This window comes from Caballeronia sp. AZ1_KS37 (genome assembly GCF_023631165.1).
In the GTDB taxonomy this organism is placed as follows: domain Bacteria; phylum Pseudomonadota; class Gammaproteobacteria; order Burkholderiales; family Burkholderiaceae; genus Caballeronia; species Caballeronia zhejiangensis.
The window spans coordinates 52724-67294 of sequence record NZ_JALQDP010000033.1; the positions used below are offsets into that span (position 1 = coordinate 52724).

Sequence of the window (14571 nt, forward strand, 5' to 3'; positions counted from 1 at the left end):
GGCGGCTGCGAGTCAGTATATCGACACCTTGCCAGCGTAACAGTTCAAGGACGGACCGTTCAGTGCGCCCGGTATACTTGCGCGGCATCATGCGATTCACGCGCTCGCGCGCGCAAAAATAACAGGCACTCCAGGTAACGTCTTCATGCTGACGTCCAACATTACTCGCTTCGTCACCCTCGCCATTCGCCGGCCGGCGTGGATTATCGCCGTTTCGCTGCTGCTCGGCGTGCTGTCCACGATTTATGTCGTCCATCACTTCAAGATCAGCACCGACGTCAGCCAGCTGATCGAGACGGAGCCGGAGTGGGCCGCGCGCAGCAAGGCCATCGAGGAAGCGTTTCCGCAGCGCGGCGCGGCATTGCTGATCGTCGTTCAGGCGCCCGCGCAGGAATTCGCCGATGCCGCCGCAAGCGCGCTCGCCGCCGCGCTCGCGAAAGAGCCGGAGCGCTTCAGGTCGGTGTCGCAACCGGCGGGCGGCGAGTTCTTCGAGCACAACGGACTGCTTTATCTCCCGACGGAGAAGGTCGAGCAGGTCACGAAACAGCTCGTGCAGGCGCGTCCGCTCATCAATACGCTCGCGCACGACCCGACGCTCACCGGCCTCGCGCAGACGCTCAACACCACGCTCAACCTGCCGCTGACGCTCGGACAGGTCAATCTCGGCCAGATGGCCGGCTTGCTCGGCAAGAGCGCGACCGTGCTCGATCGCGTGCTGGCGAATCAGCCGGCGGCGTTCTCGTGGCGCGGCCTCGCGGATTCATCGCCGAACGATGCGCCCGGGCGCGCGTTTGTCACCGTGTTGCCGGAGTTGAACTTCAACGCGCTGAAGGCGGCGGCGGGCACCTCGGAAGAGATTCGCGCGAAGGCGGCGGAACTCGGCATCGACAAGAAGTACGGCGCGACGCTGCATCTGACGGGCGCGCAGCCGCTCGCCGACGAAGAGTTCGCGTCCGTGCAGGACGGCGCCGTGCTCAACGGCGTGCTGACCTTCCTCGTCGTGCTGATGATCCTCTGGGTCGCGCTGCGTTCCAAGCGCATGATCCTCGCGGTGTTCATCACGCTTTTCGTCGGGCTCGCGATCACGGCGGCGCTCGGACTCATGATGGTCCACGCGCTCAACATGATCTCGGTCGCGTTCATGGTGCTCTTCGTCGGACTCGGCGTGGACTTCGGCATCCAGTTCGGCGTGAAGTATCGCGAAGAGCGCTACAAGCACAAGCGGCTCGATGTGTCGCTGGCGGAAACCGCGCGCCATGTCGCGGTGCCGCTCACGCTCGCCGCCGCCGCGACCGCCGCGAGCTTCTTCTCGTTTCTGCCGACCGCGTATCGCGGCGTGTCGGAGCTGGGGCTGATCGCGGGCGTCGGCATGTTCGTCGCGTATGCCACCAACATGACGCTGCTGCCCGCGCTCATCAAGGTGTTCGCGCCGCCGGGCGAAGCGCAATCGCCGGGCTTTCCGATTCTTGCGCCCGTCGACGAGTTCCTCGACAGGCATCGCAAGCCGGTGCTGATCGGCACGCTCGTCATCGTGATCGGCGCGCTGCCGCTGCTCTTCAATCTGCGATTCGACTTCAATCCGCTGCATCTGAAGGATCCGCACACCGAGTCGATGGCGACGCTCATCTCGCTGCAGGACTCGCCGGAAGGCGCGGTGAACGACGTCGCCGTGCTCGCGCCCTCGCTCGCCGATGCGGATGCCATCGCCGCGAAGCTGAAGAAGCTGCCGGAAGTCGGCAGCGCCACGACGCTCTCGTCGCTCATTCCCGGCGATCAGCCGAAGAAGCTCGAACTGATCGAGGCCGCCGCCGATCAGCTTTTGCCCGCGCTCGACCAGCAGACGGCCTCGCCCGTGACGGACGCCGTGCGCGTGGCGGCGTTGAAGCGCGTATCGAGCCAGCTTTCGCTCGCCGCCGACGAGCATCCCGGTCCGGGCGATAAGGAAGCGAAGCATCTGTCCGAAACGCTCGCGAAGCTGGCGCAAGCCGACGCCGCGACGCGCGATCGCGCCGAGCATGCGATGGCCGAGCCGCTGCGTATCGCGCTCGCGCAATTGCGCGCGCTGCTCACGCCGGCGGAGATCACGCGCGAAACGCTGCCGCCGCACATGGTCGCGTCGTTCGTGACGCCGAACGGCCAGGCGCTCGTCGATGTCGCGCCGAAGATTCCGCCTGGCGTCGATCCCAACGACGACGCGCTGCTCGCGCACTTCGCCGATGCCGTGCAGAAAGCCGAGCCGAACGCGATCGGCGGGCCGATCTCCGTGCGTCATTCGGCGGAAACGATCATCAAAGCGTTCGAGCAGGCGGCGCTCTATTCGCTGATCGCGATCGCGGTGCTGCTGTGGATCGCGCTGCGCCGTTTTGGCGACGTTCTGAGAACTTTGGTACCGTTGCTCGTTTCCGCGATCGTCACGCTGGAATTGTGCGTCGTCTTCAGGATGCCGCTCAACTTCGCGAACATCATCGCGTTGCCGCTCATGCTGGGCGTCGGCGTCGCCTTCAAGATCTATTTCGTGATGGCGTGGCGTTCCGGCCAGACCCGGCTGCTTCAGTCCAGTCTCACGCATGCCGTTATGTTCAGTGCGGCCACGACCGCGACCGCATTCGGCAGCCTTTGGTTTTCCCATCATCCGGGCACGTCCAGCATGGGACGGCTGCTGGCGCTGTCGCTCTTTTGCACGCTGATCGGCGCGGTGGTCTTTCAGCCGGTATTGATGGGCAAGCCGCGCAAGGTGCGCGCGGCGGCGCGCGCGAAGCTCAGGGCGGCGCAACGACATGACAACCTAAGAGGAATTGAAGAATGAAGTCGGGATCGACGGCTTTGACCGCTCGTGCTGTGCGTAAATTGGGCTTGAGTCTCGCGATTGTGGGCGCGCTCGCGACGACGGGATGCGCGACCGGCCCGGATCGCAATCCGAAGGATCCGCTCGAACCGATGAACCGCAAGATCTTCACGTTCAACGACACGCTCGATACCTATGTCGCCAAGCCGGTCGCGCAGTTCTACGTCGATTACACGCCGAGCCCGTTCCGCACGGCCGTCAGCAACTTCTTCTCGAATCTCGGCGATTTCTCCAACTTCGCGAACAACCTGCTGCAGTTGAAGATCACCGATGCGACGCAAGATCTGATGCGTATCGCGATGAACTCGGTATTCGGCATCGGCGGTCTGATCGATATCGCATCGCCGGCGGGTCTGCCGAAGCATCATCAGGATTTCGGGCTGACGCTCGGGCACTACGGCATGCCATCGGGACCGTATTTGGTGCTGCCGCTGCTCGGCCCGAGCTCGTTCCGCGACTCGACGACGTGGCTCGTCGACTGGCGCGTGAATCCGTTGAGCTATTCCGATGCGGAGATTCGCTGGCCGCTCTTCGGCCTGAACTTCGTGAGCGCGCGGGCCGACCTGATCGGCGCGACCGATCTGCTTTCCGCTGCCGCCCTCGACAAATACGCGTTCGTGCGCGACGCGTATACGCAGCGGCGTCAGTATCTGCTGACGGGCGGCGGCGCGAGCTCGCTGCCCGACTACGGCGACGAAGGCGCATCGGCGCCCGAAGGCGCGAGCGCGCCGGGCGAAACCGGCGGCGGCAGCACGGAGCAAGGCTTGCCGACGTATGTGGATCCGGGCGCGGCGGCATCGCCGGCCGGTGGCGTCGGCGGGAAATCGCCTGCGCCGGAAGAGAACGCGCCGAAGACTCAGCCGTCGCCGAGTTCGAGCAAGGCGCAGGGATTGCCGCAGTACGACGATCCCGCAGCGCAGCCTGCGAAGTGACGAGCTCGTAAAACGAAACGGGCGCTTCGGCGCCCGTTTTCTCTTTAATGTGCGGCTTCTTCCGCGACTTCTTCGAGCAAGTCGTCGCGCGACACTTTCGGCGCTTCGACGACGCCCTGATCGCGGCGATAGGCTTCGAACAATTCATCCGCGTAGCGAATTTGCGTCCGGCCGTGCGGCGCGGGCTCGCCCTGTTCGTTCAGATTGACGAACACCATCTTCTCGACGGTCAGAATGCTTTTTCGCGTGATCTTGTTGCGCACTTCGGCGCGCAGTGTGATCGACGTGCGGCCGAATTGCGTCGCGGTGATGCCGAGTTCGATGATGTCGCCCTGCCGCGCCGAGCTCACGAAGTTGATTTCCGACATGAACTTGGTCACGACGCGCTGATTGCCCAGCTGCGAGATGGCGTAGATCGCGGCTTCTTCGTCGATCCAGCGCAACAGGCTGCCGCCGAAGAGCGTGCCGTTCGGGTTCAGGTCTTCGGGCTTGACCCATTTACGGGTGTGGAAATTCATTTGCGGTACCTCGCTTTCATTGCTGCGCGCGTCGCGGAGTTCTTGTAGACGCGCGCTCGATCAGGGTTTTCCCTGATTATACCGAGATGAGGGTTAACCCGCAGAAAGCAAGGGATGAGACCGAAGCGCTATGCCACCACCAACGCCCGCGCCGATTCCATCGCGTGCCGCGCCTGCACGAGCGTCGCGCGGGCGGCGCGGGCATCGGATGCAAGGCGCAGAAGCGCGCCCAACTGCGCGGGATCGCGGACCAATTCGCGCAAAATCGGACCGATCGCCGTCGTGCCGTCATCGCGCAAACCGGCCGTCGCGGCGGTCGGCAACGTTCGCCACGCGGGATCGACCACGGCGCGGCACACTGCGAACGGCAAGCCGCGCGCCGTCGCGATGGCCCCGGCGATATGCGATTCCATATCGACGGCCAGCGCGCCCGTCGACGAATGCAGCGAGCGCTTTTCCGCCTCGGTCTTGACGGGCGCCGTGACGCCAGCCGTCTTGCCGCGCCGCGTGACGCGCTCGACGGGCGTGCCCGCGAACGCATCGACGATGCGCGCCGACCACGCCGCATCGGTATGCAGCTCGCCGAAAGGACCGCACACGCTGTCGGCGACGATCAGCGCGCCCGGCTTCAGATCCGGTGCGAGCCCGCCCGCCGTGCCGAAGCTGACGATCCCCGAACAGCCGCGCGTGAGCGCATCGGACAGCGCGCGCTCGAGCAGATCGGCGCGCGCCGCGAATACGACATCGACGCCGCGTCCGCGCACGATCTTCGCCTCGAACGCCATGCCGGTCACGGCGACGACGGGCGCGTTCACATCGCCGCCGTCACGCGCGTGAGCCCGTCGCGCGTCAGATTGCGATAGCGCGCGAGCGCCCACAGCGGGAAGAACTTGCGATAGCCGTGGTATCGCAGATAGAACACGCGCGGAAAACCGGTCGCGGTGAAGCGCGTTTCATCCCACAGGCCGTGCTTTTGCTGCGTCTTCAGCAGATAGCCGACGCCGCGCGCGACCGCCGGATGCTCGACGAGACCGGCCGCCATCAGCCCGAGCAGCGCCCACGCCGTCTGCGACGCGGTGCTCGGCGCCTGCTCATAACCGCGATAGTCGAGCTTGTAGCTGTCGCCGTCCTCGCCCCAGCCGCCGTCGTCGTTCTGGATGCCGATGAGCCAGTCCGCCGCGCGCTTCATGCGCGTGTCCGTCGGCGCGACGCCCGCCGCGTTCAGCGCGGACATCGCCGACCAGGTGCCGTAGATGAAATTCATGCCCCAGCGCCCGTACCAGCTTCCGTCGCGCTCCTGATCTCGCACGATGTACTCGAACGCGCGACGCGCCGGCTCGCTGTTCAACGACGTCTCGCCGAGTTGCGCGAGCATCGACAGGCAGCGCGCGGAAACGTCGACGGTCGGCGGATCGAGCAGCGCGCCGTGATCCGAGAACGGGATGTTGTTCAGGTAAAACTGCGTGTTTTCGGGCTCGAACGCGCCCCAGCCGCCGTCGCTGCTCTGCATGCCGACGACCCATTCGCGCGCGCGCGCAATCGACTCGCCGTACAGCGCCGTGCCGTTTTCGCGATCGGCGCGTTCCATCGCCATCGCGACGACGGCGGTGTCGTCGACATCCGGATAGTGCGGGTTCGCGAACTGGAACGCCCAGCCGCCGGGCCGCACGTCCGGGCGGCGCGAAATCCAGTCGCCGCGCACGTCGAGAATCTGCAGCGGCACCAGCCAGTCGAGGCCGCGCCGGACCGCCGCGCGCGCCTTCGGCACGCCGGTTTCGAGCAGCGCGTGCGCCGCGAGCGACGTGTCCCACACCGGCGACAGACACGGCTGGCAATACGCTTCGCCGTCGTCGGCCGGGTCGATGACGAGCAGCTTGTCGAGCGACTTGCGCGCGATCGCGCGGTTCGGATGCTCGGGCGGATAGCCGAGCACGTCGTACATCATCACCGAGTTGGCCATCGCCGGGAAAATCGCGCCGAGGCCGTCCTCGCCGTTCAGCCGCTCGTCGACGAAACGCACGGCTTCATCGATCGCGCGTTCGCGGCCGGCTTTCGGCAGAAGCGGATCGGCGACGCGCAGAATCGAATCGACCACGCGGAAAAAGGCGAACCAGCCGCGGCTCTGGTGCCCGGCGCGCGACGGCATCCCGGTATTGACCGGCGGGTTCGTGAACACTTCGTCGATACGCACGCCGCGCGGATTGCGGGCGCGCGGGCGCTTGGCGTTGAGCACGAGCATCGGCACGATCACCGTGCGCGCCCAGTACGACACCTTCGACAGATGGAACGGGAACCACATCGGCAGACGCATGATCTCGACGGGCATCATCGGCACCGCGCGCCACGACACGACGCCGAACAGCGCGAGCAGGATACGCGTGAACACGTTCACTTTCTCCGCGCCGCCCGCGGCGAGGATTGCTGCGCGGGCGCGCTCCATGTGCGGTGCGTCGGGCGAATCGCCGATCATCTTCAGCGCGAAATACGCCTTCACGGTCGCGGAGACATCCATCGCGCCGTCGGTGAAAAGCGGCCAGCCGCCGTCCTCGCGCTGAATGCGGCGCAGATAGCGGCCGATCTTCGCTTCGAGCTTTTCGTCGGCGGTCTCGCCGAGATAGTGGACGAGCAGCACGTATTCGGCGGGAATCGTTGCGTCCGCTTCGAGTTCGTAGAGCCAGTAGCCTTCCGGATGTTGCGCCGCGAGCAGCGCATCGGTGGCGTGGTTGACGGCGGCGTCGAGCGGCGCGCCCGACACCTGCGCGCCCACGGCCGAAAGGGATAAATCGTTCATCAGCGTTCCATCGATTGATTCAACAGCGCATCCGCGGCCTTCTGGCCGGAGCGGATCGCGCCTTCGATCGTCGCGGGCAGGCCGGTCGCCGTCCAGTCGCCCGCGAGCGTGAAATTGCGCCAGCGGGTGCGCGTGGCGGCCCGCAAGCCTTCCTGCGCCGGCACGGCGGCAAACGTCGCATGTTCATCGACGACGACTTGCCAGGGCGGCGTCGGCACGGCGGGCATCCGCACGGCCTTCGCCGCTTCGCGCCAGACCGCCTGCGCGAGCTCTTCGTGCGGCGTCGCGAGCCATTGGCCGGCGCTCGACAGCGTGACCGAGAGCCGTCCGTCGGCCGCGAAAAGCCGGTCCGACATGCCGTTGACGAGACACGTCAGCGGCTCGAAGCCCACGGGTGCATCGACGGCAAAATGCACGGTGACGATCGCGCGCGATGCGTCCGGCGCGCTCAACCCCGGCACGAGGCGCCGGGCCGCATCGGGCGGCACGGCGAGCACCACGCCGTCGCCGGGCGCGAGCGTCAGCGGGTCTGCGCCGTCGAAAGCGAGCGAGCTTACACGCTCCGTCGAATCCGTGCCGGATACCCCGACGGCCGCGACGCGCGAGCCGAGCCGGATCTCCGCGCCGCCGTACTGCAAGAGCCGCAGCGCGGGCTCGACGAACGCGTGCGACAACCCGCTTCTCGCGATGAGCGGACGGCACGCCTGGCCGCCTTGCGCGACGGTTTCGCGCAGCAGGCCGGCCGCGAGTTCCGCGCTCGCCTCGGACGGATCGGCGCTGAGCATCGCGCGCAAGAGCGGGCGCGCGAGCAGGTTCCATACGCGATCCTTGCGCCGCACGCATTCTTCGACCGTGCGGCCCGGTTTCGCCCACAGGAGCGGCAGAAACGGCAGGTAGTCGGCCGGCTGCGTGCCGGGCACGCGCGCGTCGGCATCGAAGATCCAGCGCGGCAGGCGTCCGGACGACATGCGGATCGTCCACGCGTCGCCGCTCGCGACATCGAAAAAAGGATAGTCGGGCTGCGTCGGGCCGATCAGCGTATCGGTTGCGCCGATCGCGCGCAGGTACGCCATCGTCGATTGGTAGCCCGAAAGCAGCAGATGATTGCCGTTGTCGAGCGTGACGCCGAGCTTCGTATCGAAGAAAGAGCGGCAGCGTCCGCCCGCGTGAGGCGCGGCGTCGAGCAGCACGACGCGCGCGCCGCGCCGTTGCGCCTCGACCGCGGCGGCAAGACCGGCGATGCCCGCTCCGACGACGAAAACCCGCCGGGACATCAGATCAGATTGCGCGCCACGATCCACAGCAGGCGCGAGCGCGGCGTCCGCACGCGCGTGCGCGGCAGGTCGAAACCGCGTTTGAGATTGGCGTCGAGCACGGTGCGATACGCCGCCGACATGATGCGCGGCGCGCGCACCTGCGATCGCGGCGAAGCCGCCATGATCGCGTCGGACTGCGCGTAGTGGCCCTTCGCGCGCTCGGCCAGCACGGCGCACACGCGCGGCAGGCGTGCGTCGCCGACGATGCTCGCCGGATCGCTCGTCGAAATGCCTTCGCGCGCGAGCAACTCGCGCGGCAGATACACGCGGCCGATTTCGGCGTCTTCGTCGATGTCGCGCAGGATGTTGGTGAGTTGCAGCGCGCGCCCCAGATGATGCGCGAGCCGCCGGCCGGCGTCCTCGTGCATCCCGAAGATCCTCACCGACAGCCGGCCGACGGCGCTCGCCACGCGGTCGCAATAGAGGTCGAGCGTGGCTTCGTCGGGTGCGACGATATCGCCGGCGGCGTCCATCGCCATGCCGTCGATCACGGCGTGGAAGTCGTCGCGGGAAAGCCGGAAAGCCTGGATGTGCTGCGTGAGCGCTTCGAGCGATTTCTTCGGCGCGCCGGCGTAGCACGCATCGATGTCCTCGCGCCACTGGTCGAGCGCGAGCGCGCGCTCGCGGCGCGGCAGCGTGCCTTCGTCGGCGATGTCGTCGACCGCGCGGCAGAACGCGTAAATCTGGTACATCGCGTCGCGCTGCGCAGCCGGAAGGATACGCATCGCGAGATAAAACGAGCTTCCCGACGACGTTTTCGCGGCGTCGGGGGCAGGATCGTCAGCGATGATGTTGGAAACGGCCAAGACGAACTCCGCTGTGGCGCCCCCACGGGCAAATTAAGAGATCGGGCGCCGGACCCGACGCGGCCCGGCGCGCGCGGAACCACCTGGCGCTGAGCGGGACGATCAAGGAAGAAAGCCGGCGCGAGCCGGCTGCGACTGCGCCGGAAGCGGCAAAGAGTATATCAATACTTTGCCCGATTGCGCCGGAGCCGCGCGGGACATGGCGCGGCGCATCGGGCGCGGTTTCAGGGGCGGATTCAGGCGCGTTTTCAGGCAAATCCCACCGAGCGATTGCGCCCTTCGCGCTTGGCCGTGTAAAGCGCCGCATCCGCCTCGTTGATGAGCGCTTCGTACGACGACGTCACGCCGGTACGCGCACGCGCCACGCCGACGCTCGCCGTCACGGGCACGCGCGCGTTCTGCACGTCGACGGGCGTCTCGCCGATCTCCCTCCGCACTTTCTCCGCTACGATCATCGCGTCGTCGAAATTCGTGCACGGCAAGAGCAGCGCGAATTCCTCGCCGCCAAAACGCCCGAACACGTCCTGCACGCGCACGGCTTTGGCGACGCGCTCGGCCATCACGCGCAGGACCGTATCGCCGACGAGGTGGCCGCGATCGTCGTTGATGCGTTTGAAATGGTCGAGATCGAAGAGCAGCATCGACAGTTCGCCGCCGTAGCGATGCCAGCGCTGGAATTCGTCGCGCAATCGCAGCTCGAAATAGCGCCGGTTCGCGATGCCGGTCAAGCCGTCGCGGTCCGCGAATTCCTGCAGTTTCGCGACGGCTTCGTCCCGGGCGCGCTGCATCATGCTCGCGTGCGTCACGTCGGAAATCGTCACGCAGACGGCGCGCACGTCGCCCTCCAGCGTGAGCGGCATGAACGTGCAGTCCTGCTGCATGTAATCGACGCCGCCGGTGATCGGCCGGTCGTGGTCGAACTTGAAGAGATACGGGCGCTGCTCCCACGAACTGAACGCGAAGCTCCCGAGCTGGAACACGCTTTCGACCTTGCGCGTGAACCACACGCGCGGCAGTTCCGGAAAGCTCGCGAAAATCGATTTGCCGATCACTTGCTCGGCCGTCTTGCCGCTGTGGTCCTGCATGAAGCGGTTCCACATCAGCACGTTGAGGTCGCGATCGAGCACGAAGATGCCGAATCCGACACGCTCGATCACCAGCTCGCTCAGCAGATGGCGCAGGTCTTCCATTCGTCAGAGGCTCGACAGCAGCGCATCGAGCGCTTCGCTCAGATGCGCGATCGCGTCCTCGGCCATCAGCATCACGAGATGCGCGCGAAAACTGTGGTCTTCGAGCGCGAAATTCACTTCGAGCAGGAGCGCCGTCTTCCACGCGAGCATCGCGGGCTGAAAGACCTCGTCGAGCCCGATGTCCGAGCCGAGCATGCCGGGCGGCGAAAAAATCGGCGAACGGCCAAGGCGGTCGAGAATGCACGACACGCACGCGCCCATCAGCACCGTCGCGATATCGAAGACGAGCTCGGTGCGCGTCGTCGTCGTGTACGTGGACTTCGTGTAGGGATCGTCGACGAGCGCGCACAGCTGATCGACGCTGCCGCTCTTGCAGAGCACGATCGCCTCGCCCTTGATGTCCGAGCGGAAGCCCTGGCGCACGGCGGTGACGGTATCGGTGATGCCGGTCATCTCCGAAAGCGCCGCGGATGCCTCCGCCACGCTCACGACGCGCACGCGCGGCACCGACAGCTCGATGAACGTGCCGAGCAGCTTCGAAAGACGCGTCGCGGCCTGGCCCATCGCCATGTTGGCCACTTCCTGCAGCGCGTCGCGCTGATCTTCGTTGAGGGCGGTTTCAAGCATGGAGACCGTACTCCTTCAATACGGGGCGCAGCGCTTCGGGCGTCACCGGCTTCGGCAGGAAGGCGATCGCGCCGAGCGCGCGTACGCGTTCCTGGGCCATCGGCTGCACATCGGCGGATACCACAATCACGAACGTATTCAGATCTTCGTGCTGCAAGGCGTCGAGAACCTGATAGCCCGTCATGTCGGGCATCGTCAGATCGAGGAACATCACCGAGGCGCGGCCGGCCCGATAGTGCTCGAGCGCCTCGCGCCCGTTGGTCGCGTAGGAGATCTCGACGTCCCAGTCCGGGGGCAGCGCGCGCGTCAGCACCTTGCGCGCGAGCAGTGAATCATCGGCAATGACAATCGGCAACGGCATGGTCGGCAGGATCTTTTAGGCTGTTTTCGGGCGGAGAACGGTCGTGTCGACGGACACGGCGGGCTCTCGTATGGATTACGGCATCCGCGCAGCGATCTTTATAGCGATGTTCACGGAAGAACCGGCGTGAGCACTTGGGCCCGGCGGGAATGCGGGCGCTGTCGGTGATGCAGATCGGCGGCGATGAGCCAGGCGCGTCGCCTGTCGACGTCGGCGCGCCACGCGGCGGGCGGGCGCTGTGTAATCAGCGCGCGCCCAGTGCGCGATGGATGCTGGCTCTCGATCGGCGTCATGTTGCCTGCCCCGTGCGTGATCCGGAGATTCCGGAACTTGGCCTTTTTCTCCTCGCTCGGTCGCGCTGCCTGCCCGCATCTGCCGGGCAAGCGGTACTTCGCCCCGACGCGCGCCGGGAGGCTGCTTGTATTCCCCGGCCGACGCTCTCAGCGGCGTTTCGGATCGGAGGATTGCATTGTCTGATTATCAGAATGTCAAAGCAACTCGATGAGGCGCCAAGCGAGAATTAATATGATGAAATAAGGTTCGATACGGGTGAATTCTGCTCGATGTGTTCCGATGCGCTGTCAGTCCATGCTTTTGTGTACGTTTGCGCTTCCAAAAATCTCGCTAACTGCGCGCCGCGTGCAAGCTTCGTTCGACGGCCGGGAAGGCTGAATCGCGCCGATCCGGCATGCTTCGTGCGTCCTAGTTGCGGTTGCACCGTCCACGCCCGCTACCGCTTACGAAAGGTACGGGCCATGAGTAAGTTTTCCAATTCGCTGCCAAAAATGACGCTGCAACGTGAGGAGTCCGACGCCGTTCCCGCCGCGCAGTCGTGGCAGGAGGAACCGCCTTTTCCGGTGGTGCCCGAGCGCAACTTCGCCGCGCAGCGCCTCACGCTCTACGCGTTGCTGGTCGCGGCGGTCGTGCTGCCGTGCGTGTACGTCGCCATCACCGCATACACCGATTACCACGCGCGCGTCGCCGACGCCTCCGATCTGGTCGCGCGCAACGCCCGCGTCGCGGAAGAACACGCGCTGAAAGTCTTCGATCTGAACGTGACGCTCAACGAGCGCATCGTCGATCTGCTCGACGGCCTCGACGCCGCCGCGATCCGGCGAGAAAGCGCCACGATCCATCAGCGCCTCAAGGCGATCAGCGGCTCCTATCAGCAAGTTGCGGCGGCATCCGTGTTCGGCGCCGACGGCAAGCTGCTCGCGACGAGCCGCATCTGGCCGACGCCCGACATCTCCGTTGCCGAGCGCGACGATTTCGGCGGCCTGCGCGCCGGCCAGAGCCAGCGGATTTCGCGCGTGATGGTCGGCCGCGTCGCCGGCGAGCAGGTGTTCAACACGGCCATCGCGCGGCGCACGCCGGCGGGCGCGTTCGACGGCATGGTGACGATCGCGCTGCGCCCATCGTATTTCAGCGCGTTCTATCGCGAGCTGATCGGCGATAACCCGAGCGTGTCGCTCGGTCTGACGCGCGCGGACGGCGAAGTGCTCGCGTGGTATCCGCCGCGCCCGGCCGATCGCATGGCGCTCGCGGCCAGCTCGCCGCTGCGCGAGGCGTACCGCGCGGGCGGCCGAAGCGGCGTCGTCAGGATGGTTTCGGGGCTGGACGATCAGCTGAAGATCGTCGCGTTCCGGCGCGTCGGCGGGTATCCGGCCTATGTATCGAGCGGCTATCCGATCGCGACGATCTGGTCGGCATGGTGGAAGCATCTGAGCGTGCTCGCGCTCTCGATCTTCGCGCCGTGCGTCGTGCTGTGGGGCGTAATCGCGCAGTCGTTGCGGCGCCTCGCGACCGAAGAGGAAGCGTGGGAGCGCTGGCAGGCCGAAGCGTCGATGCGCCGCTCGATCGAATCGGCGTATCGGCAGGCGCGCAAGATGGAGGCGCTCGGCAATCTCGTCGGCAGCGTAGCGCACGACTTCAACAATCTGCTGATGATCGTCTCGACCAACGTGCAGATCGCGCGGCGGCGCGGCGCGCCCGGCCTCGATCGCGAACTCACGGCGATGGAACGCGCGCTGAAAAGCGGCCAGTCGCTCACGCGGCAACTGCTCGGCGTCGCGCGCAAGCAGCCGTTGCGCAGCGAGATCATCGCGATCGGCAAATGGGTGCCGGCGGGGCGCGAGTTGCTGCGCGCATCGCTCGGCGCGAAGGTGGCGCTCAGCGTCGAAGTCGCGCCGGAGGTGTGGGCGATCCGCGTCGATCCGGCGGAACTGGAGCTCGCGCTCATCAACGTCGCGGTGAACGCGCGCGACGCGATGCCCAACGGCGGCACCTTCACCGTGCGCGCCGGCAACGTGCGCTTTCGCCACGAGGACGGCTTTCCGATCACCGGCGAATTCGTGCAGATCACGCTCGAAGACAACGGCTTCGGCATGAGCGCCGAAGTGCTCGGGCGCGCGTTCGAACCGCTTTTCACGACCAAGCCGAAAGGCATGGGCACGGGCCTCGGCCTGCCGCAGGTGTTCGCGTTCTGCGAGCGCGCGGGCGGGCTCGCGACCATCGACAGCGCGATCGGCGCGGGCACCGCCGTGCGTCTGTACCTGCCGCGCGCGACGGCGGCGGCGCCCGGCGCGGCCGCGAAGCACGAACAAGCGGCGTCGCAGGAAGCGGACGGCTTGCGCGTGCTGCTCGTCGAGGACAACGAGGAAGTCGCCGCCGGCACCGAAGCGCTGCTCACGATGATGGGCCACCACGTCACCTACCTCTTCAACGCCGATGCCGCCGCGACGATGCTCGAAGCCGCGCGCGCCGACGCATCGGCCGGTTTTCCGTTCGATGTCGTGCTCTCCGACATTCACATGCCGGGGCAGATGAACGGCATCGATCTCGCCGAAATGATGCAGCGCTTTCACCCGCGCATTCCGGTGATCCTCGTCACGGGTTACGCGGAAGAGCTCGACCGCGCGCGGCAGGTCGGCGCGCGCGTGCTGTCGAAGCCGTTCGACATCGCGCTGCTCGACGCGCTCCTGCGCGCGATCCGCGACGGCGCGACGCCTTCCGATCTGCGCGCGGCGCGTTCGGTCGATCGCTGAACCGCCCGCGCTGCAATCGACTTTTGCACGCGCGTTTGTAAAAGCGCCGGCTCCTTTTCCCGCGCCGTGCCGCTCGCGCCGGTTCACGCGCATCCGGCACGCGAGTTGCGTGAATGCCGACATGCGCGGCGACCGACGTCG

The 14571-nt window shown here is 66.5% G+C and carries 11 protein-coding genes; 3 read left to right on the forward strand and 8 right to left on the reverse strand.

Annotated elements, in window-relative coordinates:
- Positions 1 to 145 precede the first annotated feature (145 nt).
- Together hpnN and NCS00_RS20120 are read left to right on the forward strand one after the other, a co-directional pair.
- Positions 146 to 2806, forward strand: a complete 2661-nt coding sequence (gene hpnN, locus NCS00_RS20115) for a hopanoid transporter HpnN (RefSeq protein ID WP_250440820.1) — start codon at positions 146 to 148, stop codon at positions 2804 to 2806.
- Positions 2803 to 3777 (forward strand): MlaA family lipoprotein, encoded by a 975-nt coding sequence (locus tag NCS00_RS20120; RefSeq protein ID WP_175982338.1) that lies wholly within the window; start codon positions 2803 to 2805, stop codon positions 3775 to 3777. The genes hpnN and NCS00_RS20120 overlap by 4 nt, the downstream gene beginning before the upstream one ends.
- Before the next feature lie 44 nt (positions 3778 to 3821).
- Here NCS00_RS20120 and NCS00_RS20125 read toward each other — a convergent pair whose 3' ends face one another.
- From NCS00_RS20125 to NCS00_RS20160, 8 genes are all read right to left on the reverse strand, one after another.
- Complete coding sequence (locus tag NCS00_RS20125; protein WP_250440821.1) at positions 3822 to 4295, reverse strand: acyl-CoA thioesterase; 474 nt, start codon at positions 4293 to 4295, stop codon at positions 3822 to 3824.
- Positions 4296 to 4423: 128 nt separating this feature from the next.
- Positions 4424 to 5080 carry a phosphorylase gene (locus NCS00_RS20130; RefSeq protein ID WP_239295351.1) on the reverse strand — a complete coding sequence of 219 codons (657 nt, stop codon included), beginning with the start codon at positions 5078 to 5080 and terminating at the stop codon, positions 4424 to 4426.
- A gap of 26 nt (positions 5081 to 5106) precedes the next feature.
- Positions 5107 to 7086 carry a squalene--hopene cyclase gene (shc, locus tag NCS00_RS20135; protein WP_250440822.1) on the reverse strand — a complete coding sequence of 660 codons (1980 nt, stop codon included), beginning with the start codon at positions 7084 to 7086 and terminating at the stop codon, positions 5107 to 5109.
- Positions 7086 to 8360, reverse strand: coding sequence for a hydroxysqualene dehydroxylase HpnE (gene hpnE, locus NCS00_RS20140; RefSeq protein ID WP_250440823.1), 1275 nt, complete (start codon positions 8358 to 8360; stop codon positions 7086 to 7088). Before hpnE ends, shc begins: the two co-directional genes overlap by 1 nt.
- Positions 8360 to 9208, reverse strand: a complete 849-nt coding sequence (gene hpnD / locus NCS00_RS20145; protein ID WP_250436266.1) for a presqualene diphosphate synthase HpnD — start codon at positions 9206 to 9208, stop codon at positions 8360 to 8362. Before hpnD ends, hpnE begins: the two co-directional genes overlap by 1 nt.
- A 248-nt stretch (positions 9209 to 9456) precedes the next feature.
- Entirely contained in the window at positions 9457 to 10398 is a 942-nt protein-coding gene (locus tag NCS00_RS20150) for a sensor domain-containing diguanylate cyclase (protein ID WP_008354268.1), read from the reverse strand.
- Between the two features lie 3 nt (positions 10399 to 10401).
- Positions 10402 to 11025 (reverse strand): chemotaxis protein CheC, encoded by a 624-nt coding sequence (locus tag NCS00_RS20155; protein WP_008354267.1) that lies wholly within the window; start codon positions 11023 to 11025, stop codon positions 10402 to 10404.
- Positions 11018 to 11386, reverse strand: coding sequence for a response regulator (locus NCS00_RS20160; RefSeq protein ID WP_008354266.1), 369 nt, complete (start codon positions 11384 to 11386; stop codon positions 11018 to 11020). Before NCS00_RS20160 ends, NCS00_RS20155 begins: the two co-directional genes overlap by 8 nt.
- Positions 11387 to 12171: 785 nt before the next feature.
- On the opposite strand from NCS00_RS20160, the gene NCS00_RS20165 reads away from it, so the two are divergent.
- Positions 12172 to 14430, forward strand: coding sequence for a hybrid sensor histidine kinase/response regulator family protein (locus NCS00_RS20165; RefSeq protein ID WP_175982388.1), 2259 nt, complete (start codon positions 12172 to 12174; stop codon positions 14428 to 14430).
- Positions 14431 to 14571 lie beyond the last annotated feature (141 nt).